Origin of the sequence: Sphingomonas sp. AP4-R1 (genome assembly GCF_013113735.1) — a bacterium.
Taxonomy (GTDB): domain Bacteria; phylum Pseudomonadota; class Alphaproteobacteria; order Sphingomonadales; family Sphingomonadaceae; genus Sphingomonas_I.
On sequence record NZ_CP053346.1, the window covers coordinates 4,728,212 to 4,754,807 of the forward strand.

Below are 26,596 nucleotides of genomic sequence, written 5' to 3' on the forward strand. Positions count from 1 at the left end.
CCATTTGCGGACACTCAACACCAACGGAGCGCTTCCCGAAGCCGGGCGCCTATTCATCGGTCGCGAATGTCAGGTTTCAGATTCTTGGGGCCAATCCACGGGACAGGAGGGCCATCGCTCGATATGCTGGCGGGCTTTCAAAAAGGTCCGATAAACTGACAGCTATTGGAATCGTTTAGTCTGTCACCGCTACGCCGCCGTCTACCTCCGATACCTGCGTAAGCTTTCGTTTACCACAGATGGGTAAATGTTTCTGACACAATGAGGAGCGGGCTTTGCACAAATGTTTCGCAGCTTGGGCTGCGCTCTTCGTGGGAATGGCAAGTCTGCCAGCGCATGCCGGTCTACTCGACGGTATTGGTACCTGTACCCTTACAGTAAATGCCTCCGGCACTATGAAACTAGCGGGCGACGGCAAAACGCTCAGCACCACCGCGGTGGGTGGGCTTAGTGCGGGAATGCTACTGGTGGGCGTCAATATCACGCCAGAGCTTGTATTCTCGGCACCGACTGTGGTCGGACCCACAGGTTGGCCCGGATCTCCCAAGACGGAAATCTCGATAGATACGCTGAGCGGCACTCGAACAGGATTCACCAGCAACGCGATCACTGTGCGTCCAGGCGTTCTGATCGACACGCTGACTTTTCAGGCACGCGTCACCAGCAACGATGGCTTCAAGGCCGGCAATTATACGGTCAATACGACCGTCACTTGCCAATCGACTACATAGGCCAGCGTCGAATGTCCGCTACTGGGGCGATTGCGGCCTGACGACTTCGTAGTCGAAAGGACCCATTCCCGGTCATTCAGGCAGCCTGCCTCCCTTCCCAACTTCAGACGTTCGTTCATCGTGCCCGTACAACCGACAGCGACTGCTGAAAACGGGACTTTGCGCCCGGGCCGCTTTTGGGCGGCAATCGGAGATTGCTGCCGGATCGCTTTCGCGATTGCGGCCCCGGGGCTTTCGCCCCTGAGTATGTTTTACACAATACCGTCGTCCATTCCCGAAGCCGACCGTCGGCAGAACTGCGGCGGGAACAAACGAGTTTGCGTTCGCAAATGCGCCTGAGACAGGTGTGGGGAAAGCGCCTTTTCGGGCACTGCATTAGTTCCGTTTTTGCAAAGCATCACGACCAAAGCGGAGCCCGATCTTCACGATGGAATAGGCCGCCGTAAAACCCGGCTGGGCCGGTGCTTCACGGCGAGCTTCTAACGAGGGCTTATTGCGCGAGCATCCCGGCATCGACCAGATGCTCGGCGCCAGTAATGTAGGAGGCCTCGTCGGAGGCCAGGAACAGCACGAGGTTGGTGACCTCGCCAGCCTCTGCCAGGCGACCGAGCGGGATCTGCTTCAACGCTTCGCCGCCATTCTCATCGGTGCCTTCGACCATCATCGGCGTATTGATGAAACCGGGGTGGACCGAGTTGCAGCGGATGTTGTCGGGGCCGTATTCGATCGCCGTCGCCTTGGTCATGCCCCGCACCGCGAACTTGCTGCCGACATAGGCCAGGCTCGGGAAACCGTAATTCGCGGCGATGCCGGCGATCGACGAGATGTTGACGATCGAGCCGATCCCCGCCTTCAGCATCGAGGGGATGACCGCCTTCATGCCCAGGAAGACCGCGGTTTGGTTGATCGCGCAGACCTTGAGATAATCGGCTTCGGAGATATCCGCGGTCTTGGCGATCGGCCCCAGCACGCCGGCGTTGTTGACCAGGATCGTAACCGGCCCGAACTTTGCCTCAGCCTGCGAGACAACGTCAATCCAGCCATCGTAGCTTGCGACGTCATGGCGGATGAACAGCGCGTTCTCGCCGAGCTCGCCAGCGAGCGCATTGCCGCCATCGGCATTGACGTCCGTCAGCACGACCTTCGCGCCTTCCGCGACGAAGCGTCGCGCATGCGATGCCCCCATGCCCTGCGCCGCGCCGGTAATGATGGCCACTTTTCCGTCGAGTCTGCTCACCGTATCATTCTCCTCTTCTTCTGCCGCTCGGGTCGTGGCAACCCAGCCGTTCCAAGCGCCGCCGACAGGTAGGAATTAGATGACGCGTCAACAATAGCATGTCGATCAAGGACACGGATAATTGGGCGTTGGCCCTCACATGGATGGTGCTGCCGGCGGGCCGGGCATGGCAGCAGGCGGCGGGCGTGGCGCTTTCGCGAATGGGCTTATCGCTCTCTGCTGCCGCCCCGCTTCTCGTGGTCGCACGGTTGGGTGACGGCGTGAGGCAGCGCGACGTGGCCGAGGAAGCCGCGATCGATCCGGCGGCGATCGCGCGGTCGGTATTGCAGCTGGAGAAGGACGGCTTGCTGCTTCGACGCACCGACGCACATGACGCACGCGCTAAGACGTTGCATCTGACACCGCCAGGGCAAGAGCTCGTCGTAAAGTTGGAGCGGGCGCTCGACACGCTCCGCGACGAACTCTTGAAGGGAATCAGCGACCGCGACGGCAAAGCTGCCGTGCGCGTGCTCCTTGCATTGGAGACGGCATATCCACGGCTATCGTAATTCTAGACGGGCAAAGCAGTCTGGCAGCCAAGCCCTCGTATTGGCCACAAACCGAAGTAAAGCCACCAAGCCTTGGCGTGGATCGACGGCGTTAGATGCGGCGCGAGAAGCTGCCGATCGGGTATCAGGATCAGCCACTGGACGGCGGAATGGCAATATCTGGTCGCAAGCTGCCGCGATCACGCGACAGCCGCCAGGACCCATTTGCGGACGTTTCGCCAAGGATTAACGCCCACCATAAGCGGACGCCTGTTCATAGTCATAAACCTACCGCCCAACGATGAAGTCAGCGGATCGAGCGAAGCGGAACAAGGAAGCGTCACGGCCTTTGCGGATCGCAAATCAGGCACGTATTGCAGACACGGCTCATACAAACTCACGGCAATTAACGGGCGGCCGAGGGGGTGCCACACTATCCGACTGACCGTCCCAAGAAGGTCATCATGCCCATTCCATCGCCCATCGAACGCCGCCCTCACCGCCGGGAATTGATCGTGGCGCATCCATGTTCGCATCGGCCATTCCGATCGGGAAGAACAGATCGCGCCGATCGCGCCGGCCGATCTTCAGGCGCTCACCGCATGGCAGCGCCACGAACTGCTGTTCAGCGGCCAGTCGCTGGCCGAGTCCGTCGCCGAATATGATCGCTACCTGCCCGTCCCGATTCGGCTGGCCGACCCCAGCCTCGCGTCGGTCCGGCTCGGCGGCCGCTATCGCTCGGGCGACGTGACCGAATTCCTGGCCGCGCTGGACGCGAATTACGGCATTCGCATCGAACATACCGCAGCGGCGACCCTGTTGCGCCGCTGAGCGAGCATTGCGGGGCTCGCCGAAACGAGCCCCGCTCTACTCTTACTGCGGCGCTGCTGCCGGATCGGTCTGCACCTCGTTGGGGAGGTAGAAGCTGGTGTGCGGCGGCTGGTTGTAAGCCGTGTTCTGCCAGGCAACGCCCTCGCGATAGACGCGGTCGTGCATCAGCGTCTTGAGCTTGTAGACCGTGGGATAGGGCGTCGCGAAGATCCTGAGCTTCGTGCTATCCGCACTCGCCAGGATCAGTTCCTCCCGCCAGTCGCCGAGAATGTCCGCCTGCAGCGCCGGGGTCGCCTTGGTCCCGTTGGCGGAGATCGAATCCGCCGCCGTCATCAGCAGGTCGGTCGACTGGGTATTCCAGTTCCACTTGCTGATCGAGACATTGTCTTCCAGTTCGCGGAGCGTGTCCCCATCCCAGTAGATGGCGAAGTTGGTGGAATTCGGCTTCTTCGTCGCGGAAATCACCTGACCGGTCGCCGTCCGCAGTGCGGTGTGCGCGGACCAGTTTTCGTCGCCCGGATAGGTAGGATCGATGTCGGCCGAGACGCCACGGCCATTGTCCGAGGTGTCGGGCGCGGACCACAGCAAGGCGCCGGTGCGCGCATCGAGCATGGCCGCGCCAATGCCGCCATTGCCCTTCACATCTTCATGCACGCCGAATTTTTCGAGTCCGGGCCGCGACGGGTCGAGATCGCCGACATGCATCGCGTCGCCATGGCCCAGCTTCTGGCCACCGGGCGCATGCCCGGCCCAGAGCGGCTGACCGTTATCGTCCAGGGCCATCGATCCGTAGAGGATCTCGTCCTTCCCGTCGCCATCGACATCGGCCACGCTCAGATTGTGGTTCCCCTGCCCCGCATAGTCGGCGAGGCTCGGGCTGGATGCTGTGTCGAACAACCAGCGCTGGGTGAGTTGCCCGTTACGGAAATCCCAGGCCGTGAGCGTGGTGCGCGTATAATAGCCGCGCGCCATGATGATGCTCGGCCGATCGCCATCGAGATAAGCGGTGGCCGCGAGGAAGCGATCGACGCGATTGCCATAGCCGTCGCCCCACACCGCGTTCAGCTGCGCGCTGGTGGGGTTTTCGGTGTCGGGGTGGCGGCCGACCACATATTTCACCGTGGACAGCGCCTTGCCGGTGGTCCCCTGGAACACGGTCAGGAATTCCGGTCCGGCCAGCACATAGCCAGCCGAGTTGCGCCAGTCGGCATTGGCATCGCCGATCACGCGGCCCTGTCCGTCCGTCGTCCCGTCCGCCGTCCGGCAGACGATTTCGGCCCGGCCGTCTCCGTCGAAATCATAGACCTGGAACTGGGTATAATGGGCGCCCGCGCGGATGTTGCGGCCGAGATTGATCCGCCAGAGCTTCTTGCCCGCCAGCGTATAGGCATCGAGCAGAACCGGCCCGGTGATACCGGACTGGCTGTTGTCCTTGGCGTTGGACGGATCCCATTTGAGCACGATCTCATATTTGCCGTCGCCGTCGAGATCGGCCACGCTGGCGTCATTGGCGCTGTACGTATAGCTGCTCGTCGATCCGTCCGAATTGGTGATCGTGCCGCCTGCCGGCTTGTCGAGCGGGATCACCCCGAAACCCTGTGCCCAGACCGTGGCGGTGAAGGGCCGGTCCTGCTCCACGCCCCCCACGATCGCCTTGATCACATAGGTCGCGCTCGCCGAGCCGCCGGCATCGACATAGTTGGTCGCGCCCGTCAAAGGCTGCGGATTGAGCCGCGTGCCATTGCGATACAGGTTGAAGGCAGTTGTGGACGTGTCCGTCCCCAGCAGCCTCCAACTGACGAGGATGCCACCGTCCTTGGCCGGCACGGCGACGACGCCGCGATCCAGCCGCTCCATCTGCCAGGCCTGCGCCGGCGACCCCATGAGGGCCATGACCCCCAGCGCGATCAGTGACGTGCCCGCAATTCCGATACGCTTCCGTGTCATGACCCACCTCTCCTCATGATGTGGACGACCGCCTGCCGGGCGACATTCTTCTGGCTGCCCTCGTGCAGGTCGGTTTCGGCAGCGGCCGGTCCTGCCGGCCACCGCCGCTTATGATCGATGGAGGAACGCACAGTCGGCCCGCGCGTCCCGTCGCGTTCAGATCCTCGCCGGAAGGGCCACCGCGCTCCGCCGCCGGGAGACAGCGCCGGCCGCGCCGAAGCCGACGATCATCATCATCCAACTGGCCGGTTCGGGAACCGCACTGAAATTGACCGCGCCGTTGAAGGCGCGATCGGACGTGGCGCCCGCGAACGGCGCCGCCACGCCATAGCCGACGCGCAGTTCCAGCGGGCCGCTCGTCGCCTGCACCGAACCCGACGGCGTCAGGCTGTTGCCATAATTGATCGAGAAGGCTCCGCTGTCGGTGATGTAGAAGCCATAGAGGCCGCTGCCGAGGCCCAGATCGGCGATGTCGAGCGTGGTGGCGCTGCCGAGGCCCGCCGTCGTCAGCGCATCGAACGAGCCGAGCAGCGACCAGCCCGAAGGATCTTCCTGCGCGCCGCTGACGCCGCCTGCCCGGTAATAGACCGAATAATCATAGGTACCGAAATCGGCATTGATGTCGAAGGATTGGATCACGACGTCCGACGAGGCGAACAGATCAAACATGATGCCGTCATTGGCATTGCCGCCCGCATAGCCTGCCTCCAGCACCGCCGCCGGCGCCTGTACCGCAAGTGTCGCCGCGCACGCGCAGGCCAGTGCCCCCAGAACCTTCCACATCAGTCTCTCCTCTCGCTGACAAACGGAAACGGACAGGCCGCTCTCACCATCGCGTGGTGGGCAGTTCGCCCGCGCGGGCGGCCTCTTGTTCTTCTGGTGTCATCGCGGCCGGCACGCCGCCCGAAGCCCGCGCGACCTGCGCCGCGACCTCGACGCCGCTCCGCTCGCCCGAGGCCGATTGCCGCTCGGCCCGAAGCCCCCGATCCTGCGGCGCGACCGTCTCACCGGACCCTCCCAGACGCGGTGGCAGATCGATGCGATGCAATTGCCCGCTCTCGGCCAGCAGCACATGCCCCGCCCCGATTTCGGCGACGGTCAGGCCAGGAATGATCGTGGCGCCCTGCGCGAACGGCGTTGGAGAGCCATTGTGCGGGGTCAGCAGCGCGACCGTGCGCCCCTGCAGGACGGTGATGCCATGCAATTCATAGCGACCCGCATTTCCGCTCGTCGTCAGGCCGATCGATGGAGGGGGGATCAACGCCATGTCGCCGGACCGGGCAATCGGCACCGGCAAGGCCAAATCGGCCGTTCGCTGCCCGATCAGGAAAAGACCGCAGACAAGCCCCGTCAGGGCAGCACCCGTCCAAACGACAGGCCTAGGCGCACGTTTACCGCCAGCCACAGCATCCTCCGATCCGATCCCGCCTCCTTCTTTGGGAAGCCTTTCCACTATGTGATATCAGACCGATTTATATGATCTATCATCCCTGATGAACTATACTGCGACACGTTCTCAAAACGCGACCAGACGTTCAGCGGCGGCAGAGACTTCGGGGCACTCGAAGCAAAAAAGAGCAGCCCCGCTCCGGGACTGACTGGAATGGCGCCACAGGATCATCGACTCCGTCGGTGGCCCAAAGAGGCAAGCCCCAATCTTCGTCGATGGAATCGCAGTAGGCTACGGCGCCCTCGCCAGCCCGCCGATACCGACATGCAGCACGGCCTGCGCGCCATCCTCAATCTGCAAGATCGTGACCTGCGGCGCATCGCCGGCCAGATCGCCCCCCTCGAACGGCACGCCCCCGGCGAGCAGTCCTCGCCGAATTCGCAGCGTCACACCGCGGCTGCTGACGAGGATGTCTCGCTCCGGGGCCAGCCCGGCGATCCATGAACGCAACCGCTCGGCAATGTCCGGATACCATTCGCCCTCGGGCGGCCGCACCGAGAAGATATGGTGATCGGGGCAATGGATCGGCCCGATCTCGGCCACGACGAGGCGGTCACCGAGGACGCTCATGAGCCTTATGCCACCTAGAATCGGACACTCGTTAATTTAGGTGGATCGGCGGCTATAGGTCGGCAATTCGAAGTACCGAACAACGGAAAGTGGGACAATGAAGCAAAATTTGAACGACCACTAATTATACAGCCCAACGTTGACTTTCAGAACGGTAAGGACGCGGCGATCGTCAGGATATGATGCCCATGCTCGTCGCCCCGATAGCGATCCATGCGCGGCCCGCCGACGACCCATCCTGCTTCAAGCTGGGCGCGCCCAAGGCGGCGGGAAAGGCCGATCCTGATATCGTAACGCAGCCTCGGCGCGGTCTGGGGCAGATTATCACTGAGCCAGAGCAACAGGCCACCATGCAGCGTGGCGTTCCACCGGTCCGACAACGGAATCAGGTGGGTGATCTCGCCATAAGCGGTGACATTCCCCCGTCCCAACCAGTTCGGCGAGATACTGATCCGTGCGCTGGAGCGCTTGTTCGCAAGCCCCGCAAAGAGTTCGCTATAATCGGTTTCGCGACCGAAGCCCGAATAGTGCGAGAAGCGGGTGTGAGTCAGGCCTGCATCGACTGTAAGATCCAGGCCTATGCGCCTGGCGAAGCCGGCATAGCCCCGCGCACTCAGGAAATGCGGCGTCGCATCGCCGTCCAACACCCCCTCCACCTGCGTCCCAGCATAAGGCCCGCCTCCATCGTCATAGGCAAGATCGAGACCGATCGCCGACCGGCCCGCGCTGATCGATCGGCCGCGAAACGTCTGCTCGCTCGCGATCGTCACCTGTCCGCCGATGCCCGCTATGCCGGACGAGGCTGCCGCCACGGCGACGGCGAAAGTGACGACAGATCGGCCCGTTCTAGCAGCCCCCGTCGCACAGACATTCATGGGCGACGCGTTCGCGCGTCAGGCTGAGGCAAGCATTGACGACCCCGCCGCCGGCCGTGGCGAGAGCGAAGGATCGGGACGATGGCTGCCCCTCGCGCAGCAGAGCCAGCAGCCCGCTGACATGCGCCGCGGAATAGGAACTGCCGTTGACCATCGACCATAAGCTGCCCGGCTCCGTAGTGGGGATGTCGCGACCCGGCGCTATATAGACCGGATTACGGCCGGCATGGACAGACCGATCGCTGACCGCGATCACGCCTGCCATCGAGGCGGGAAAGCCTCCGTCCGCTGCTGCCGGGTCCACTGCGGCGACGATTGTCCTGCCCCGCGCCAGACCGGCTTCAATCAACCGCTCCAGCAACAGATCAGGCGGACCGCTCAGGCTCATGTTGATGATCGGGGCATTATGATCGAGCGCGAAATTGAGAGCCTTGGCCAAACTGAAGCTGTCGCAGACTGTGGCGTCGCGCGCGGTGGGGCCGATCTGCCAACAGGCGCGCAGGGCCAGCAGTCGCGCCTCTGGAGCCACGCCCACAATTCCCGCGCCGTTACCGCCCTTCGCCGCGATCACGCCTGCGATGCCAGTACCGTGCCATTCGGCTTGCAGGGGCAGCCTGCCCGTGAAGTCGTGATCGATCGCGATCCGGCCCTGAAGATCCAGATGCCGCGTATCCACGCCGCTATCGATCACCGCTATCGTGACGCCCTTGCCCGTAGCGATGCCATGCAAATCCGCCAGCCGCCACGCCTTCGCCGCCGGCTGGGCAGGAAACAGGGGATCGTTGTAGGTCTTGGCGACGCCCTGGGCATGATAGAGCCGTATCGGCTGCGACCAGGCGACGTCCCTGTCCTTGGTGACGTCCGCAGCGACATCCTCGGGCAACCGATCGGGCTGGGTTCGCATCACGAAGCAGTCGATGCCGAGGATCGGCATAGGCCAATTCTCGATCACAGCGAGATGATGGCGGCTGGCAATCTGCCGCGCGGTCCGCCGCCGCGCGCTCGCGCCAATCGCATCTCCATAACCGCCGCCATAGCTTTGATCCGGTCGGTAATGCACCGGCCCGGCGCGCAGCATGACGAGAATGATATGGTCGGGATCGGCCGGTGCCGCGCGGACGGGAATCGCCACGAGCAGCCCAAGGAAGACCGTCACCAGCGCCGGCAGTTTTCCTCTCATGGATCGATCGGTTCGGCCATTGCCACAGCACGCTGCGCCCGCAGACGTGCCAGCGCGTCCGTCCTCCCGCCGGGCGCCACATTCGCAATCCAGGCCCCCGCCGCGGTCGGCCCATCGACGACCCGCACGCCGGTCGCAGACAAGGCGCGCATCAGTTCCTCCGCTTTGGCGTCGGGTCGGAACATGACGAGGGCATTACCGCGCGTCGCCGACGGCGTCGTGCTCAGGACATGATAGGAAGCGGGCCGCCCCACCGGCGCAAATGCGACAATCGCGGTCACCAGCAACAACATCTGCGCGGCCAGCGCGAACCCGATCCAGCGCGGCAAATGGCTCATCCTTGCCCCGATGCTGCTGCGCCGTTCGCCCATTCGCCGATTCTTCAGCTTGCGGCGCATGTCGTCCCAGCCCAATTCGGTGTCCAGCGACAGCCCCGTCACGCGCCGTCCCATCGCCTGTTCGACGACCAGCGCCGCGCGACACGCAGCGCAGTTCGCCAGATGCGCGTCCACCAGGCAACGATCAGCTTCGTCTAGTTGCCCGGTAGCATACCAAGGCAGCAGCATCTGGGCCTCGCCGTGCGCGGCCATTCCACTCTGTCCGCTCATTTCAGCCGTCCCACAACCAGTCCTCTCGCTCTCCTGCCATCAACGCTCGCAGCCGGCGACGAGCGTGAAACATGCGGGTCTTCACGGTATCGACCGGGCATTCCATAACCACCGCGATGTCACGGTAATGAAGCCCGTGAAAATAGGTGAGATCGATCACCGCGCGATGATCCGCCGAAAGCATCGCCATTGCTTCGATCAGGCGCCGATGCGATTGGGATTGCCCTAACGCCTGATCGGGCGCGGGCTCGTACGCGTCGTCCAAGTCCGCCACGCCCGCCTCTACCGGAATATCCTGTCGCTGCAGCGCTCTCAGCGCCTTGCGATAGGCGATGGCAAAGATCCATGTCTCCAGGCGGCTCTCACCCCGATAGGCGTCCGCTTTCTCCCAGATCACCACCATCGTATCGTTCAGCACCTCCTCGACGATCGTCGGTCGATGCGTGACGCTCAACAGAAACCGCATCAGCCGAGGATGGAACCGGCGGTATAGCTGCTCGAACGCCACCAGATCGCCACCTCCGATCCGCACGATCAGCGCGCGTTCGAAATCGCGATCGAACGCGTCCGCGGACGCATGCCCGCCTCGGCCCAAAAATGCCTCCGGTCCGTTCAAGGTCGCATCCACATGGATCGGTTAGTGCCAGTCCGTCCTGCTTTGGTTCACTGGCCGTCGAAGTTTTTTCGCCGCAACGCCGACAGCCTCATTTCATCGGCCTCTGGGCACATTTCGGCGCTCCGATTGAACCTTCCCGTCTTGGTCCGAAACCAACCGACGAATGCAACGACGGGAGGTGGATCATGCGGAAATCCTTTAGCATCATCACGGCAGCAACCGGCTTATTCATGGCAAGCGGCGCCCTTGCCGTCGCGGTTACCGACCCGGTCGGCGATTTCGCCGCCGGCTATACTGGCCCGCATCAGGCGGATCTCGATGTCACGGGTTTCAGCGTCTCCTATAACAGCGGCACCTCCTCGTTCCTGCTTGAAAGCACGATGGCGGGCGCAATCGATGCCAGTCTTCCTGGCTTTTACGCGATCGGCGTGAACACGGGCACCGGGGCGAACAGTTTTGCAGCGATCGGCCTGGCCGGCGTCCGCTTCAATCAGGTCATCGCCGTTCAGAAAGCCGGGACCGCCGCCGTCAGCGGCAGCAGCCTGCCCGCCGGATCGGTCACGATCGCTGGCAATCTCCTGAGCGTCGTCGTTCCGCTCTCTCTGCTGCCCTCCACCGGTTTCACTCCCGAGACTTACGGCTTCAACATCTGGCCGCGCAGCGGGGCCGGCGGCACCGAAGTGATCAGCGATTTCGCGCCGGATAATGCCACGGTCTCCGCTGCGGCGGCCGTTCCGGAGCCAGCCAGCTGGCTGATGATGATTGTCGGGTTCGGGGCCCTGGGTGCCCGGATGCGCCGCCGGCCTGTCCTCAAGCCTGCTTGATCGGCCACGCCCCGGTACGGGCCGGGTCCAGATCCCCCCATCATCTGTGACCCGGCCCAATCAAATCAAAGGATCTATCGTGAGGGTGCTGTCAGTCTAATGTGAACTCATCGCTACCGGATGCGCTTCGGCCTTTGAGGCCCGTGTTCAGCTGAAAAGCGCCTGCCACTCCGCCAGCGCAGCGGAACGACGTGCCTTGTATGTCTGGCGGTCAATAAGATGGCGTTCGAGATTGAAGTGGTTGCTGATGTTGGCGTGGACCGAAGCGAATTTCTGAAGCGTCTTCATCCGCTGCGTATCACATGGCGCTCAATGATCGCCGTCTGCGCCAGCACCCGCGGCTGCAACATCACATGCTCGCCACCGGCACCATCCGGCACACGATATTCGGCGATCTCAATCAGTCCGAAGTCGAAAGCGAGCCCGGGCTGATCGCGAAGATACTCGCCAATCCGGCGGGTGCCTTCCGTGATTCCGTCTCCGACCACCAGCAACAGAAACCGCCCCGATGCCAGATCTCGCGAGACCCGGTCGACAAACGCCCCCTCGTCGAGGGTACCTCCGACGCTCGTCGCAAGCGCATAGAGGACATTGCCCTGCCGCTTCGTCGCGATCGACACCTGCCGCTGCAGATCCTCGTAGCTATAGCGGGCGAGTTCGCGCGCATAATCCAGGATCTGGCCGACGACCTCGCGGCGGGCCTGCGGGTTCCGCCAGAGTTTGCATTCGACAACGATCAGCTTGCCCCGCTCGTCCATCAGAAGGACGTCGATGAAGCCGACACCCGGTATATTGAGTTCCTTCGCGACGGCGACCAGTCGGCCATAACCTGGATCGAACTCGTGAACCGGCACCGCATCAGGGTTGTCATAGAGGAGGTCGCGCAGCGTCTTCTCCAGCCGCGCTTCGCCTTGGGGAACCCGCCGGAGCAACTGCGTCGGGGCCGTCTCGTCGATCAACACGAGGGTCATCGCGCCCCTCTCCCATTCCCCACCTTCGCCATACCGCCTCATGCTATCAGTGACGGTCGCACCAACGCTCTGCGTCGAAGCGAAGTCAACTCGAATGTCACTGATCGTCTGTAGATCGATCGACGACAGGCGCGTCTTTAGACGGCCGTGGATATCCGGCAGCGCCTTGCGAAAAATCTGCGGCGGCTTCGCGAGGAAAAGGGCTGGAGCCAGGAGGCTTTCGCGCACGAAGCCGGCATCCACCGGACTTATGTCAGCGACATCGAACGCTGTGCTAGGAATCCGACGATCACGGTTGTCGAGAAGCTAGCTGGACCGCTCGGGGTCAGCGCGGGAAGGTTGCTGGATTAACATTGCTGCTAGCGCCTGTGGCATTCTCGAGGCGCTTAGTTATGGGCAGGGGCATCTCAGCGAACCTTAATATAGGCGGCGCCGGGGCTAATTTTCGTACGGGATTCGCGGCAATAAACAGAAGCTGTTGCCCGGAGATCGCCGGGTGGCGCGCCGCGCCGGGGCGGCCGTTTTCTTGCCGGCCTGTGGGCAGAAGCTATGATCGGCGGTGGCGTGGTGGCGGGCCAGCCCCGTTGATCTGAGCTGCGTGCAGGTGGCGGCAGGCCAATCCATCCGCTGGATTCGCTATGATGGTACTGCCGCCTGCCGCCCGTAACGCGCGCAAATAGATCGATTTCGGATCGATTTCGCAGCCACTGGGCCGGAAGTGGAAAATCTCTCGCAGAATCCATTGGGCAACGACTTGTAAACCCGCCGACAATGCTGCATCGCGGCAATTGGTAACCGGGGGCGGCCTCCATGCGTAATAGTTGGCTTCGACAGTCGTTCGCAGATCAAACGATTTCGGATCGTTATCGAAGTATCGGCGGATTTACCCACGGATTCGACTATTTACGGATCGGCCTTGCCGCAGCGGTGGTGCTGCAGCACAGCATTCTGAGCAGCTACGGCGATTATCTGAACGTCATCTGGGGCACCTGGTGGCGAATCGCCTTCGCGCCGATCCTGCTGATGTTCTTCGGGCTGAGCGGCTTCCTCGTCTCGGGGAGCCTCAAGAAAAACCCCACCGCAACATCCTTCCTCACGCTACGAGCGGTGCGCCTGGTGCCGGCGCTCGCGGTCGAGGTGCTGCTTTCGGCGATCCTGCTGGGATCCATCTTCACGCGGCTTCCGCTGGCGGACTATTTCACGTCGGAAGGTTTCTGGCTCTACCTGGGCAACATGGTGGGGTGGGTGCATCGCGACCTGCCCGGCGTGTTCGACGACCTGCCCAACACGCTCGTGAATGTGAGCCTATGGACGCTTCCGTTGGAGCTGGAATGCTATGCGGCGCTGATGCTGCTCTATGTGGCGGGGTTCATTCGCAAGCCGATCCTGCTGCTGGGCGTGATCGCGGTCGCGATCACGGTGGGGAGCGCCCTCGCCTTCCAGAATTATGATCCGTTCTGGGCGCATACGCGGCCGCTATCCCGATCGCTGGTGGTGGCATTCCTCGTGGGCGTGGCGATCAATCTCTATTCGGACCGGATCCGGCTGAGTAAAGGGCTGGCACTGCTGGCGGTGGCTGCCCTCATCGCGACGACGATCGATTACCGGACGATCTATCTGGCCGCCGTGCCGGCTGTCTATCTGTGCGTTTATTTGGGAATGACGCATCCGCCGAAGGGGGGATGGCTGTTTTCCGGCGACTACAGCTACGGCTTGTACCTGTTCGCCTTCCCGCTGCAGCAGACCTATACCACGCTCTTCCCGCACGCGCGGATCTGGTATCTCAATTTCGCGTTCACGATCGTCTTCGGCCTGCTCTACGCAGCCTTCTCCTGGTGGTTCGTCGAGAAACCGATCCTTGAGCGAAAGAAGGGCATCGTGCTGGCGGCGGAAGGCGTGAAGGATCGCTTGCGCCGCGCGATCCGGCTGGCGGTGTGGAAGCCGGTCACCGGCACCCAGCAGATCTGATCGCGATCATCTCGCGATCGCGTCCAACTGGTCCACCGCCGCGGCGATGCCCCGCTTGTTCGCCGCGAAATCATCGGCGAGTGCGATCTGCGCCAGCGTGACGGCGCCCCTTCATGGGGGAACTACTGCCGGGTTCGGCCGATCGCTCGGCCAGCCATTGTGCAGGATAGCGAGCTGAGCCGCAAAACGTTGGCCGCGCACTGGAGCAATCGTAGAGCAACTCGCGTTAGGTGACCGTTACTTCCACGGCGTAGATAGCCGCCATTTAGCCTGGGGCAAGCGAGCCGCATCCTATTTTCTGTGATCATTCTGGCTACTGGATAAGGCGGGGTTCAGCGGCTGGAATAAGCCTACGCCAATTTTTCGACGTGGGTTCCGTTGACGTATGGACAAAAGCGCTCCGGAATATCAACCGACGTCAGTCGGAGTGAGGCAAGCCATTCCCTCGGGGTGACCCGCGAGTCCATCGTTCTCCATATGTTCTTTTCTTTCCTACACTCGTCGACCCTGCCAGATGGATCGACGGAGGTGCCCCATGATCGATTCGGCGATGATCCTCGCGTTGTCCGCGTTTCTGACCAGCCTGTCTGCCGTGATCTGGTCGATCCGGAGAAAGGCATGATGCCCAACTCTTTGCACAGCACATCGGTCAATGGATGACGGCAACGGACACCTATCGACCGTCAGCAAGAAGCCCACACGTCCGAATTCCATGCGTAGCCTCGAATACGATATTTGACCATGCGATGCATTCTCCTTGGTTCGATCCGAGGAGACGAAAATGCGTAGAAACGAAGCGCCGGCTCGCCGGCCCATCAGATGCGCGATTTACACGCGAAAGAGCGTCCGAGATGGTTTGGAGCTCGAGATGAACAGCCTCGAGGTTCAACGAGATATATGCTCAGCCTATATTCGATCGCAGCGCCACCGCGATTGGGCCGAGGTTGCCGAGCACTATGACGATGGCGGCTTCACCGGTGGTGATCTGAACCGGCCAAATCTCACCAAACTGCTGAGTGCGGTGGAGCAGGGCCTGATTGACGTGATCGTGATCTACAAGCTGGATCGCCTGACTCGCTCCCTGTCGGACTTTATCCGACTGATCGACCTCTTCGACCAGTTCGATGTGACGTTCGTAAGCGTAACCCAGGCGTTCGACACGCAGGACAGTCTCGGGCGGCTCGTACTCAACATCCTGCTCACCTTCGCGCAGTTCGAGCGCGAGATGCTCGCGGACCGGATCCGCGACAAGGCACATGCTCTCCGGAGAGCCGGCCGGTGGATCGGCGGAGCCGCACCCTACGGCTACGATCTTGTGGAGAAGCGGCTCGTGCCTAACCTGGGAGAGGCGGCTATCGTTCGCCTGATCCACGAGCGATATCTTATGCTGGAGAGTTCAAACCAGGTCACGCGCGAGATGAGGGCAAGCGGCATGGTGTCCAAGTCCTGGGTCACCCGGGATGGCCGACAGGCCGGGGGAGGACGGGCGGGAGGGGCTGGCAGGCGCGGCTCTGACCGGTGCGCTTGCGATCATCGTGGCGACGCCCTGCACCGCGCCGTTCATGGCGGGCGCATTGGGCTACGCCCTCGTCCAGCCGCCGCTGGTCGCGGTCGCGATCTTCGTGACGCTGGCGCTGGGTTTCGCGGCGCCGTTCACGGCGGTCGCGCTGCTGCCGGGTCTCGCGACCCGCATCCCCCGGCCCGGCGCGTGGATGGATGTGGTGAAGCGCGTGCTGGCCTTTCCGATGCTGGGCGCGGCGGCGTGGCTGGTATGGGTGCTGGACCAGCAGGCGGGATCAGGCGCGCTGGCGGTTGTGCTGGCCGCTGGCATCGGGCTGGGCTTCGCTGGCTGGATCTATGGCATTGCGCAGCGGCGGCATATGATGGGAGACGGTGCCCGGCCGCTCTACCTGCTCTCCGGGGTGGTTGCGGCCGGGCTGGTCGCGGCGGTGGGCGCGCTGATCGCACCGACAGCGGCGGAGGCGCCGCGCACCGTCGCGCAGGCCGCGTCGGAGGGGCCGGTTGCCTGGTCGCCCGAGCGTCTCGCTGTGCTGCGAAAGGAGGGCAAACCGGTGTTCGTGAACTTCACGGCATCGTGGTGCATCACCTGCCAGGTCAACGACAAGGCCGCACTTTCCACCGCCGAAGTGCACGATGCGCTGTCCCGCACGGGGACGACCTATATGATCGCGGACTCGACACGCTATGATCCGCGCATCGATGACGCGCTTGCCAAATATGGCCGGGGAGGCCTGCCGCTCTATGTCGTCTATCCCGCCGATGGGCGCCCGCCGGTGATCCTGCCGCAACTGCTGACCCGCGCGAGCGTGGTAGCTGCGCTGGAGGCGGCTGCGGGGTAATGGGGGCCGCCGCCCACCCGACGCCCATCGATCCGGCGGCATGGCCTGCGCTGATGGTGCGCGCGCAGGACGGCGACGGCGACGCGTATAACCGGCTGCTCAAGTCGATGATCCCGGCGATCCGGCGCATGGCCGGGCGCCGTATCGGAGACCCGTGTCTGGTGGAGGATGTGGTGCAGGACGTGCTGCTGGCGGTCCATCGTGTCCGCCATACCTATGATCCGGCGCGGCCGATCCTGCCCTGGCTGCAGGCGATCACGGCGGCGCGCGCCATCGATGCGCTGCGGCGGTGCGGGCGCCGGGCCGGCCGCGAGACAATCGACGAAAAGGCGCTGGCTGCCGAGGCAGATCCCGCCGCGCTGACTCGCATGGAGGACTTTGCGATGGCCGGCGAGTTGGACCGGTTCCTTGGCGTGCTCCCCGATCGGCAGCGCGAGGTGGTGGAAATGGTCCGCCTGCGCGAGATGAGCTTGGCCGATGCCGCCGAGGCGAGCACCTTGTCCGTCCCTGCCATCAAGTCCTTGTTGCACCGGGCTTTCCTCAAACTGCGTCAACACGGGATCCAGGACCATGGGTGATCACGATGCGCTGATCGATCGACTGAGCCTGTCGGTGGCTCCGGTTCGCCGGCTGCCACCGGCCTGGGTGCGTGCGATGGGGTGGGCTGTCGTGGCCCTGCCGTGCGGATTGCTGGCGACGGGCCTGATCCGCCATTCCTGGCTGGACTGGGCGCAGCCGGATGCCTGGCTGGCGGCAGTGGAGATCCTGCTCTCGTTCCTGACCGGTGCGCTGGCGGTGACGCTTGCCTTCGACAGCAGTGTCGCCGGGCGACCGCTGCGGGGTGGCGGCTGGCTGGCAGTCGGCGGGCTGGCATGGCTCGCCGCGAACATGATCGGGATCGGACTTTCCGCCCGCCCGCTTGGGCGGATCGGGGCGGGAACCTTCTGCTTCGGCTTCATGATGCTGGCGGCGCTGCCGATGATCGGGATCGGGATCCTGGGGCTGCGGCGCAGCCCGTCGCTGAACCCACGCTGGACGCTGGCGGTGGCGGGGCTCGGCATCGCGTTCATGGCGCTGGCGTTGCTGGCCTTCTGCCATCCTGTGCATGGCAATCTGATCGATTTTCTCGCGCATATCGTCGCGGGCGTCAGCATCGTCGGCCTGACCACCCTGTGCGGACGGCGCTGGGTGGCGCTCTAGGCGGTCGCAGGAAGATCGATCGTCACCTCCAGGCCACCCGTCGACCTATTGGCGAGCCGCAGATGCCCGCCGTGTGCGCCAACGATGTTGGCGGCGATGCTGAGACCGAGCCCTACCCCGCCCGATGCGGAATTGCGCGATGCCTCGATGCGGTGGAAGGGCTCAAGCACGCGCTCAAGCTGATCGTCAGGAATGCCGGGACCGTCATCCAGCACGCAGATGCGGGCGTGGTCGCTCCCGGCTGAAAGCAGCACGTCGGCCTGGCCCGCATAGCGCAGCGCATTCTCGATGATGTTCTGGACGCACCGGCGCAGATCCTGCGGACAGCCGGTGACCGCGTCTCCCGCCGAGCCCTTCACGCGGATCACACTGCCGGAGATAGAGAGATCGCCGGCGAGGTCCGCTACGAGCCGGTCAAGATCGACGAGCACGCCATCACGTCGCTCAGCGCCGGTGCGCAAGAAGTCGAGCGTAGCGTCGATCAGCTCTTCCATTTCCCCAAGATTCCGGCGGAAATTTTCCTTCAGCGCCTCGGTAGGGAGCATTTCGGTGCGGAGGCGCAGGCGTGTGATCGGCGAACGAAGATCGTGCGAGACGGCGGCCAGGAACCGCGTTTTCTCTTCTATGTCCGAGACGATCCGCGCCTGCATCGCATTGAAAGCCTCGGCGGCGGCGCGCACTTCGCGCGGGCCGTCCACGTCCAGCGGCGGCCTGTTGATGTCGCGGCCCAGCGCCTCGGCGGCACCGGCCATGCGCTTCAGCGGCGTCATGGCAAGGCGGACCGCAATCAATGTCAGCACCGCCACGATCACGATGCGAAGCAAGTAAATGCGCAGCACATAGTCAGCGATAGTCCCCAGCCGCCCGAAGTCGGCGCCATTCTCGTCCTCGCGCCCCATCGCCAAGAGCCAGGGCTGGTCCGGCGCGAGGCGTATTGCGACCCGGAACACAACTACGGGATCGCGGGCACTCATCATTGCCCAGCTGCCGGCGGGGCGGCTCCACTCGTCCTGCAGCTCGGCGCACAGGATGACGATCTCGGCCGGGCGGCCAAGGTGAAGCCGGATCACCTCGGAGAGCAAAGCCGTCACGCGGTCGAGGTCCGCATTTGATCGCTCGGGTGGCGGTAGCTTGGCTGTGAAGCGCAGGCGGAAGCCCGGCACGCTGAGCGCCTCGACCGCCTCATCGCGCGCTCCGGCCGGCCGCAGTGACAGGATGCGCGCGGCGTCGGCGACCCGTGTGGCGAACACGCGCGTCGGTATCTCCAGCATCTGTCGACGACGACTCTCGAACCAGATGGTACTGGTCAGCGCCTGCGCGAGCAGAAGGCCCGCCACGAGAATTGCCGCGATCCGCATCGACAGCGAGTCCGGCCAGAGCCGGCTCAGGCCTCGTACCGATCTGTTCACCGTTAAGCGACCGCAACGTCCACGGTGAGAGCGTAACCACCGTTGCGCACCGTGCGGATCATGCGAGGGTTTTTGGGATCGTCGCCCAGCAGGCCGCGCAGACGGCTGATGCACATGTCGATGGCCCGGTCGGACGGATCCCGCTCGCGGCCGAACACCTGCGCGGCGAGATAGTCGCGGCTCAGCGTCCGGTAGGGGTGGTCAAGCAAGGTGCGCAGCGCGAGATAGGTTGAACCATGGATAGGGAGAGGCTCACTTCCGTCGCTCCCGCTCAGCACGTTGCGCTTTGTATCAAGCGCCCACCCCGCGAACCGGAGCGTGTTCGAAGCGGCAGGCTCCATAGACGTGGTCGCTCGCAATGAACGGCGAAGCACGACCTTGATGCGAGCGAGGAGTTCGCGGGGATCGAACGGTTTTGGCAGATAGTCGTCAGCGCCCATCTCCAGGCCGACGATGCGGTCGATTAGCGCACCGCGCGCCGTCACCATGATCACGGGAATGTCCGATCGCTCGCGGAGCGACCGGCAGAGCGTCAGGCCGTCTGTTCCGGGCAGCATGAGATCGAGGATGATGAGGTCCGGGCAATGTCCGTCGAGGTGACGCCACATCGCCTCCCCATCTGCCACGCCTTCGGCATCGAGCCCCGCCTCGCCGAGATAGGTGCAGAGGAGCTCCCTGATCTCCGCATCGTCGTCCACCACCAGAATGTTCGCCATCGTCCGCCCGTTACGTCCCGTTACAAAGCCGGCCTCTCCGTGACAAAATCGCACAAATCCGCTGTTTTATTGCGCGCGCGACATGAATAGCCGCTGCCCCACTTATTGCGAATGATCCGCACTATACGGGGGTATCGACCTTGAAACCAATCCTTTTCGGCCGGCTGATCCACGCGCCGCTGCCGGCGCTTGCCCTCTGCCTGGGCTCCGTCCAACCCGCTTTGGCCGAGGCGCCCGACGAGCAGGACGTAGTCGTCATTGCCCACCGCACCGAGAACACTAATTCCTATACGGGCCAGGAGCAGACCTCAGCGATCGGCCTGCCGCTGACCTTGCGGGAGACCCCGCAGACCGTGACGATCATGACCCGGCAACTGCTCGATGACCAGCAGATCACCACCATTGACGACGCGCTGAAGACCACGCCCGGCATCACCTCTTACCAAAACGACAATGCCGGCCGGACGACCTATCGGGCGCGCGGTTTCGACATCACCAACTACCGGATCGACGGGATGCAGGTCGATGGATCGACCAGCCTCAGCGGCCTTGGCTCGTCGATGAACCTCGACCTGTACGATAGCCTCCAGATCGTGCGTGGGGCCAACGGTCTGCTTGGCGGCACCGGCGATCCGTCCGCGACTATCTACCTCCAGCGCAAGCAGCCGACGACCAAGCTTGGCGCCAACGCGATGCTGATCCTCGGTAACTGGAACCGGCGCCGCGTGATGGGCGACCTCAACACGCCCATCGTCGCGGACGGGGCGGTGCGCGCGCGCCTGGTCTTCTCGGACGAGGACACCGACACGTTCCGCGACCGCGAGCATGTGAAGCGGCGCGGCGTCATGGCGAATATCGCCGCCAATCTCGGGCCGAATACCGTGCTCAACGGCGGTATCCAGTATGAGCGCACCCGCAACGACGGTGCATCCTGGGGCGCCAACGTCTCGATCTGGTACGCCGATGGCTCGCTCGCCAACCTACCGCGCAGCACGAACCCGGTCACCGACTGGAGCGTCGCGCGCCGTGCGGCTACCACAGGCTTCGTCAGCCTCAACCACGCATGGGAGAATGGCTGGAAGCTCCGCCTCGGCTACGCCCGGACCTCGACAGACACTTATAACAATATCGGCGTCGCCAAGGTCAACAACGCGGCCCGCAACGTCGGCGGCTTCGCGGGCTTCTGGCGGCAGGACGGCACCGGCGCGTTCCTGAACGCGCTCCACTCCGAATATGAGAGCAGCCGCGACAACGTCGACGTCGCCCTATCCGGTCCGCTGCACCTGTTTGGGCGTGACCACCAACTGATGTTCGGCTTCAACGGATATCGCGACAAGGTGACCGAATTCGCGTTCAGCAACGCCATCGGCAACTGCAACATCGCGGGCGTCGCCCCCTATAGCGCCTGCCAGTATCGCTCCGCCGGCCTGCCCATCGCCGACTGGCGCTCGTGGGATGGCAGCTACGCCAATTATGCGACGTTCCGCACCGACGCACGCGCGGTCGACAAAACGCGCAACGTCGGCGGATATGCCGCCGGTCGCTTCAGCCTCGCCAAGGGCCTGACCGCGATCCTCGGCGGCCGTCTGAGCGACTACAAGGCGACGGGCGGCGACTACAATGTCACCAACGTCTATACCGCCGACACGGTGACGACCCACGAGAAGGGCGTGTTCACGCCCTACGCCGGCGCCGTTTACGATTTCAGCCGGAACTTCTCGGTCTATGCCAGCTACACCGACATGTTCACGCCGCAGCCCGGTCTGCGCGACGAGAGTGACGGCCTCCTGGCACCCGTAACCGGTGCCAGTCTGGAGGGCGGCATCAAGGCCGCCTTTTACGACGGACGGCTCAACGGATCGCTCGCCTTCTTCCGCAACAAGCAGAGCAACGTTGCGGAAAGCACCGGCGCGCTCAACGACGTGACCGGGCAAGCAATCTATCGGACGGTCTCCGGCGTCGTCTCCAAGGGGATCGATTTCGACGGATCGGGCGAGGTGCTGCGCGGCTGGCGGATCTTCTTCGGCTACAGCTATCTGACCGTGAAGGGGCTGAGCTATCAGCGCGATCCGCACAACGTCTTCCGGCTGTCGACCAGCTACACACTGCCGGGCGCGCTCAACCGCCTGACGATCGGCGGCGGCCTCTCGGCTCAGACGAAGACGGAATGGGCGACAAACCCGGGCCGTCCGCTGGGCGGCGGCCGCTACGATGCCACAAACCTGACGGTAGCCGGCTACACGCTGGTCAATCTGATGGCGCGCTACAAGCTGACTGAGCAATTCGAAATCGCAGCGAACGTCTCGAACCTCACCGACAAGACATATTACCGCCAGTACGGCTTCTACGATGGCCTGATCTACGGCGAGCCGCGCTCTTACAGCGTGACGCTGCGCGCGAAAATCTAAGGCCTATCTCCGCCCACATTCCAATAATGCAAATGATTGTCATTAGCGTTAGATGGACTATCAGCCGGGCTGGCAAGGATCGGATTCGTTGACAAAACGCGTACTTTTTCAGGTTCATTGGTTTCTCGGCATCACCACAGGTCTTGTGCTCGCGGTGATGGGCGTCACAGGAGCGACGCTGAGCTTCGAGGACGAGATCCAGGCCTGGATGGCGCCATCCGTGTTCGCGCCCGGCATTCCTCTCATACGAGACCTCACACCCGATCAGATCATCGCCAGCGCGGAGACCGATCACCCTGGCTATCGGGTCACCTATCTCGACTGGCAGGTGTCGCGGGAGAAATCCCACGCCGTGTTCCTGACGGCGATCTCGGGGAAGGACCGCGTGCGCGGTCATGTCGATCGCGCAGAGGGGACCTGGCTGGGGACCGGCAATGCGGCGCCCGTTTTCGAGACGCTGACGCGGCTGCACCGCTGGCTGGCACTGCCGGGCAACGGCAACGGGATCGGCCGGCAGATTACCGGCTTCAGCGCGGTCGCGTTGATCTTCTTCGCTCTGTCCGGGTTCTATCTCCGCTGGCCTTCCCGCCCGCTCGACTGGCGGAACTGGTTTGTGCTGGATTGGCGTAAGACAGGGCGCAATCTCTGGCGCGCGCTTCATGTGACCATCGGCACCTGGGTGCTGCTCTTCTATCTGCTGAGCGGCTTCACCGGCCTTTGGTGGAGCTATGGCTGGTATCGGCAGGGGGTTACCTCCGCCCTGACCGGGAAGTCCTCACCTGGTGGTGGCAACCGTCGAGGCGAGGCCTCGGTGGAGGCGGGTCCCGCGATCGACGCGGCCTGGCGCGCCTTCGGGCGTGAGACCCGAGGCCGTTATGCTCAGGTCGGCATCACCACCTCACGTACCTCGGAAGGCGCGTCGGTCCAGTTCGACGCCTTGCCGGCGAACGCACGCCATATGCGCCAGATCGACAAATATACGTATGACGTGACGACCGCCGAGCGCACGTCCTTCGAACCCTATGACCGGCGACCACTCGGGGTGGTTGTTACGCAGAGCGTCTACGAGTTGCACCGGGGCGCCTTCTTCGGGATAGCCGGACGCATCGCCTTGTTGTTGACCAGCCTGTCCATGCCGTTGTTCACGGTCACGGGCTTCCTGCTCTACCTTTCTCGCAGAAAGAAAAAGCCGAGGAGACAGCACAGGTTAGCCGGTTCTGAAAGGCCAGCGGATCTGCTGGTCGCCTTCGCAAGTCAAACCGGGACGGCGGAACTGGAAGCGCACAATGCGGCAAGCGCCTTGGCCCTGGGCGGCGTGCGAGCGGAGGTGGTCCCCGTCGGCAAGCTGACAGCGGAAAGCTTGGTCGCCGCCGGGACGGTCCTGTTCGTCGTCAGCACGTACGGCGACGGTGAGCCGCCGGACATGGCGCGAGGCTTCGCCAGCCGGCTGATGGCGAATGCGGATGCGGATCTCACCGACTTGCAGTATGGCGTACTCGCGCTGGGCGATCGGGAATATGACGATTTCTGCGCTTTCGGTCAGGCGATCGACACTTGGCTAGCACGGGCCGGTGCCTCGCCGCTGTTCGCTCGCATCGACATGGATCGGGACGACGACGCCGCGCGCGAGAACTGGCACGTGGCGCTGCGTGGCTTGGGGGCTGGCGAAGGAACGCGCGGGCAAGCCACCATAGCCTATGAGCCGTGGACACTCGTGGCACGCCATGCCCTCAATCCTGGAAGCGATGCGGCTACGGCCTTTCACCTCCGGTTCAAGCCACCCTCCCATATCGAGCCGGACTGGCAACCCGGCGATGTGGTCGAGATCCTGCCGTGCAACGATCCTGGGCGTGTCGAAGCCCTACTCGCGGCGCGACCGTCCGATGATGAGGTGGCTACGATATCCGGCACGCTCCGCGAACAGCTCGATCGACTTATTCTCCCGAAGCTTTCGGTAGGCCTCGACCAGATCGACACAACCGCTCTCCATCCTTTACCGCCGCGCGAATATTCGGCTGCCTCGATCGTTGCCGACGGATCGCTGGACCTCGTCGTCCGTCAGGTGCGCGACCCGGAGGGCGAACTGGGAATCGGATCGGGGTGGTTGACGGCACATCTTCCACTCGGCGCCACGACAATGCTGCGGGTGCGCCCCAATCCTGCGTTTCGTGTGCCGAACGATGCCGGGCCACTCATCCTGATCGGGAATGGCACCGGCATCGCCGGGCTGCGCGCTCATCTCAGGGCCGCAGAGCATCAGGGAGCATTCGGCCATTGGCTGCTGTTCGGCGAGCGGTCGCGAAGGCATGAAAGCTTCTTCGACGATGAGCTGAGCGCTTGGCAGGCGACGGGCGTGCTCGAACGGCTCGACCGTTCCTTCTCCCGCGAGTCTGCCTGCGGGCTCTACGTACAGCATCTCGTGATTCAGCATGCCAGCGAGATAGGACGATGGATCGAAGGCGGCGCGAGTGTCCTTGTCTGCGGCAGTCTCGACGGGATGGCCCAGTCCGTCGACGTAGCGCTTTCCGACATTATAGGCGAAGATCAACTTGCGAGCCTCAGCGAGGTCGGAAGATACAAGCGCGACGTCTACTAAAGGCAACCAAAAGCTTGCCCTACGGCTTTCGATCGCAAAACGCCGATCGCTCCCAACCATGGTCGGCTTCGTCGAGCACGCAAACAAATAGACCCATGTGTGGACGGCCCTCCGTTGGCAAGTACGAGCATTCGCCTAGCGTTGCTGGTTGGTGCGGCCATGTGTCCGACCTGTTGGTGCGGCGCATAGTGCCGCTGGCCGTAATGCCATTCGCGCGTCTCGGGTCCCGATCAATCCCGCGCACTCGAGGTGCTTGGGTCATAGTGGGTTTTCCCGATCCGGCGGTTCAACCGGCTTGTTGCATTAGCTCCTGATCGCCCTTTCCAACCTCGTCAGGCGCGGTCGCCCGCGCCGTGTTCCTTATGCCACCAGCGGCTCACGATACCGCTCACCGCTGGCCATCATCGCCCAGATCATGCGCGCGTTCTTGTTGGCGAGCGCAACCGCGGCGACCTTGGTCTTGCGGCGGGCGAGCAGCTGAACAAGCCACGGCCGCTTGGCGCCGTTACGTTCGGCAAAGCGCACCACCGCCATGGCGCCGACGATCAGCATCTGGCGCAGGTACTGATGGCCGGCCTTGGTGATGCCGCCGAGCCGCTCCTTGCCGCCGCTGGAATTCTGCCGCGGCACCAGGCCGATCCACGCGGCGAGGTTGCGGCCTGAGCGGAAGATCGCAGGATCGGGAACGGTGGCGACGATGGCGCTGGCGAGCAGCGGCCCCACGCCGGGTATCTCCATCAGCCGACGGCCAAGCTCGGTCTCGCGTGCGCTCGCCAAGATGCGGCGGTCGTTTTCCAGGATCTGCTCTTTCACAATGCGCAGCTGAGCCGCCAGCATCTCCAGGCAAAACCGCGCATCGGACGGCACCCGCTCGTCGGCAGGATCGGCGATCACGTCGAGGAGCTGCTCGATGCCGTTCCTGCCGATCGGCGCCGCAACCCCGAACTCGGCCAGATGCGCCCGCATCGCGTTCGACAGCTGCGTCCGTTGGCGGTTCAGGATCAGGCGGACACGATGGAGCATCATCGCGCTCTGCTGCTCAGGCGACTTGATGCCGACAAAGCGCATCGTCGGCCGGGTCACCGCCTCGCAGATCGCCTCGGCATCGGCTGCATCGTTCTTGCTGCGCTTGACGTACGGCTTCACGTACTGCGCCGGCATGAGTTTCACGTCATGCCCGAGCGCCACCAGCTCGCGTGCCCAGTAATGCGAGGTTGCGCAGGCCTCGATGCCAACCAGGCACGGCGGCAGCTTGGCGAAGAACTTTAGCATGCGGCCACGGGTCAGGCGCTGGCGAACCACCGCAACACCCTCCGCGTCGACCCCGTGCACCTGGAATACGTTCTTCGCGAGATCGAGACCTATCGTCGTGACGTTCCCCATCGTGGCTCTCCCTTCCGGCTCTCCGCAGATCATTCTGCGGGAGGGTTGGAGAGCCGTCCACGTCATCAGTCCCGGACGTTCAGGTCGCCTTGCCCGCTCTCCAATTACAGACATTCATTCATCGCGCTTGATCGATCGATGAGCTCAGTCTCACACGTCGAGCCTGTGGAGGCATTTCGAAGGGTCGTT

At 63.5% G+C, this 26,596-nt stretch carries 25 protein-coding genes and 1 pseudogene; 11 read left to right on the top strand and 15 right to left on the bottom strand.

The annotated features are described in order from the left end of the window. The first annotated feature begins 275 nt into the window (after positions 1-275). The gene (locus HL653_RS21420) at positions 276-731 is read left to right on the top strand and encodes a hypothetical protein (RefSeq protein ID WP_171746296.1); all 456 of its coding nucleotides are present in this window, start codon (positions 276-278) and stop codon (positions 729-731) included. Positions 732-1,221: 490 nt separating this feature from the next. Here the strand turns inward: HL653_RS21420 and HL653_RS21425 are convergent, their stop codons facing one another. Further along, positions 1,222-1,968 carry an SDR family NAD(P)-dependent oxidoreductase gene (locus HL653_RS21425; protein ID WP_171746297.1) on the bottom strand — a complete coding sequence of 249 codons (747 nt, stop codon included), beginning with the start codon at positions 1,966-1,968 and terminating at the stop codon, positions 1,222-1,224. Between the two features lie 98 nt (positions 1,969-2,066). Between HL653_RS21425 and HL653_RS21430 the strand changes: the two genes are divergently transcribed. After that, entirely contained in the window at positions 2,067-2,516 is a 450-nt protein-coding gene (locus tag HL653_RS21430) for a MarR family winged helix-turn-helix transcriptional regulator (RefSeq protein ID WP_171746298.1), read from the top strand. 441 nt (positions 2,517-2,957) lie between these two features. Here the strand turns inward: HL653_RS21430 and HL653_RS21435 are convergent, their stop codons facing one another. The 9 genes from HL653_RS21435 to HL653_RS21475 form a co-directional block, all read right to left on the bottom strand. After that, the gene (locus HL653_RS21435; RefSeq protein WP_171746299.1) at positions 2,958-3,296 is read right to left on the bottom strand and encodes a hypothetical protein; all 339 of its coding nucleotides are present in this window, start codon (positions 3,294-3,296) and stop codon (positions 2,958-2,960) included. 72 nt (positions 3,297-3,368) lie between these two features. Next, positions 3,369-5,273 (bottom strand): rhamnogalacturonan lyase, encoded by a 1,905-nt coding sequence (locus HL653_RS21440; protein ID WP_171746300.1) that lies wholly within the window; start codon positions 5,271-5,273, stop codon positions 3,369-3,371. 156 nt (positions 5,274-5,429) lie between these two features. Next, positions 5,430-6,056 (bottom strand): PEPxxWA-CTERM sorting domain-containing protein, encoded by a 627-nt coding sequence (locus HL653_RS21445; protein WP_171746301.1) that lies wholly within the window; start codon positions 6,054-6,056, stop codon positions 5,430-5,432. 43 nt (positions 6,057-6,099) lie between these two features. Continuing rightward, complete coding sequence (locus HL653_RS21450; protein WP_171746302.1) at positions 6,100-6,564, bottom strand: hypothetical protein; 465 nt, start codon at positions 6,562-6,564, stop codon at positions 6,100-6,102. A gap of 390 nt (positions 6,565-6,954) precedes the next feature. Continuing rightward, positions 6,955-7,293, bottom strand: a complete 339-nt coding sequence (locus HL653_RS21455) for a hypothetical protein (RefSeq protein ID WP_171746303.1) — start codon at positions 7,291-7,293, stop codon at positions 6,955-6,957. A 146-nt stretch (positions 7,294-7,439) separates the two neighbouring features. Further along, positions 7,440-8,168, bottom strand: coding sequence for a TorF family putative porin (locus HL653_RS21460; protein WP_171746304.1), 729 nt, complete (start codon positions 8,166-8,168; stop codon positions 7,440-7,442). After that, positions 8,140-9,348: a S8 family serine peptidase gene (locus HL653_RS21465; protein WP_171746305.1), complete on the bottom strand. Its 1,209-nt coding sequence runs from the start codon at positions 9,346-9,348 to the stop codon at positions 8,140-8,142. The genes HL653_RS21460 and HL653_RS21465 overlap by 29 nt, the downstream gene beginning before the upstream one ends. Next, positions 9,345-9,938, bottom strand: coding sequence for a zf-HC2 domain-containing protein (locus HL653_RS21470; RefSeq protein WP_171746306.1), 594 nt, complete (start codon positions 9,936-9,938; stop codon positions 9,345-9,347). Before HL653_RS21470 ends, HL653_RS21465 begins: the two co-directional genes overlap by 4 nt. Before the next feature lie 19 nt (positions 9,939-9,957). Continuing rightward, the gene (locus tag HL653_RS21475; RefSeq protein WP_253717236.1) at positions 9,958-10,572 is read right to left on the bottom strand and encodes an RNA polymerase sigma factor; all 615 of its coding nucleotides are present in this window, start codon (positions 10,570-10,572) and stop codon (positions 9,958-9,960) included. On the opposite strand from HL653_RS21475, the gene HL653_RS24390 reads away from it, so the two are divergent. Beyond that, entirely contained in the window at positions 10,554-11,396 is an 843-nt protein-coding gene (locus tag HL653_RS24390) for a PEPxxWA-CTERM sorting domain-containing protein (protein WP_253717238.1), read from the top strand. The genes HL653_RS21475 and HL653_RS24390 overlap by 19 nt on opposite strands. Before the next feature lie 147 nt (positions 11,397-11,543). Here HL653_RS24390 and HL653_RS21485 read toward each other — a convergent pair whose 3' ends face one another. Beyond that, positions 11,544-11,684 (bottom strand): hypothetical protein, encoded by a 141-nt coding sequence (locus tag HL653_RS21485; protein WP_253717240.1) that lies wholly within the window; start codon positions 11,682-11,684, stop codon positions 11,544-11,546. Then, on the bottom strand, positions 11,681-12,610 hold the full coding sequence (locus HL653_RS21490; protein WP_171742675.1) for a hypothetical protein: 930 nt from the start codon (positions 12,608-12,610) through the stop codon (positions 11,681-11,683). The genes HL653_RS21485 and HL653_RS21490 overlap by 4 nt, the downstream gene beginning before the upstream one ends. On the opposite strand from HL653_RS21490, the gene HL653_RS21495 reads away from it, so the two are divergent. The 6 genes and pseudogenes from HL653_RS21495 to HL653_RS21520 all read left to right on the top strand — a co-directional run bounded on the left by HL653_RS21495 (position 12,515) and on the right by HL653_RS21520 (position 17,895). Next, positions 12,515-12,718 (top strand): helix-turn-helix domain-containing protein, encoded by a 204-nt coding sequence (locus HL653_RS21495; protein WP_171746307.1) that lies wholly within the window; start codon positions 12,515-12,517, stop codon positions 12,716-12,718. The two genes, HL653_RS21490 and HL653_RS21495, sit on opposite strands and share 96 nt — an antisense overlap. A 579-nt stretch (positions 12,719-13,297) precedes the next feature. Then, positions 13,298-14,335 carry an acyltransferase gene (locus tag HL653_RS21500; protein WP_253717242.1) on the top strand — a complete coding sequence of 346 codons (1,038 nt, stop codon included), beginning with the start codon at positions 13,298-13,300 and terminating at the stop codon, positions 14,333-14,335. Between the two features lie 868 nt (positions 14,336-15,203). Further along, positions 15,204-15,557, top strand: a pseudogene (locus tag HL653_RS24705) (recombinase family protein); the annotation flags it as partial. A gap of 238 nt (positions 15,558-15,795) precedes the next feature. Then, entirely contained in the window at positions 15,796-16,695 is a 900-nt protein-coding gene (locus HL653_RS21510) for a protein-disulfide reductase DsbD (protein ID WP_171746309.1), read from the top strand. A 53-nt stretch (positions 16,696-16,748) separates the two neighbouring features. Continuing rightward, entirely contained in the window at positions 16,749-17,273 is a 525-nt protein-coding gene (locus tag HL653_RS21515) for a sigma-70 family RNA polymerase sigma factor (RefSeq protein WP_216599912.1), read from the top strand. Further along, entirely contained in the window at positions 17,266-17,895 is a 630-nt protein-coding gene (locus HL653_RS21520) for a DUF1109 domain-containing protein (protein ID WP_171746311.1), read from the top strand. The genes HL653_RS21515 and HL653_RS21520 overlap by 8 nt, the downstream gene beginning before the upstream one ends. On the opposite strand, the gene HL653_RS21525 is transcribed toward HL653_RS21520, so the two are convergent. Continuing rightward, positions 17,892-19,253 carry an ATP-binding protein gene (locus tag HL653_RS21525; RefSeq protein WP_216599913.1) on the bottom strand — a complete coding sequence of 454 codons (1,362 nt, stop codon included), beginning with the start codon at positions 19,251-19,253 and terminating at the stop codon, positions 17,892-17,894. The genes HL653_RS21520 and HL653_RS21525 overlap by 4 nt on opposite strands. Before the next feature lie 53 nt (positions 19,254-19,306). Next, positions 19,307-20,020 (bottom strand): response regulator, encoded by a 714-nt coding sequence (locus HL653_RS21530; protein ID WP_171746313.1) that lies wholly within the window; start codon positions 20,018-20,020, stop codon positions 19,307-19,309. A 140-nt stretch (positions 20,021-20,160) separates the two neighbouring features. Between HL653_RS21530 and HL653_RS21535 the strand changes: the two genes are divergently transcribed. Beyond that, a complete protein-coding gene (locus HL653_RS21535) occupies positions 20,161-22,428 on the top strand; it encodes a TonB-dependent siderophore receptor (protein ID WP_216599914.1) in 2,268 nt (755 codons plus the stop codon). A gap of 52 nt (positions 22,429-22,480) precedes the next feature. Next, complete coding sequence (locus HL653_RS21540; protein ID WP_253717248.1) at positions 22,481-25,024, top strand: sulfite reductase flavoprotein subunit alpha; 2,544 nt, start codon at positions 22,481-22,483, stop codon at positions 25,022-25,024. 360 nt (positions 25,025-25,384) lie between these two features. Here HL653_RS21540 and HL653_RS21545 read toward each other — a convergent pair whose 3' ends face one another. Then, entirely contained in the window at positions 25,385-26,407 is a 1,023-nt protein-coding gene (locus HL653_RS21545) for an IS110 family transposase (RefSeq protein WP_171745610.1), read from the bottom strand. Between the last annotated feature and the right edge of the window lie 189 nt (positions 26,408-26,596).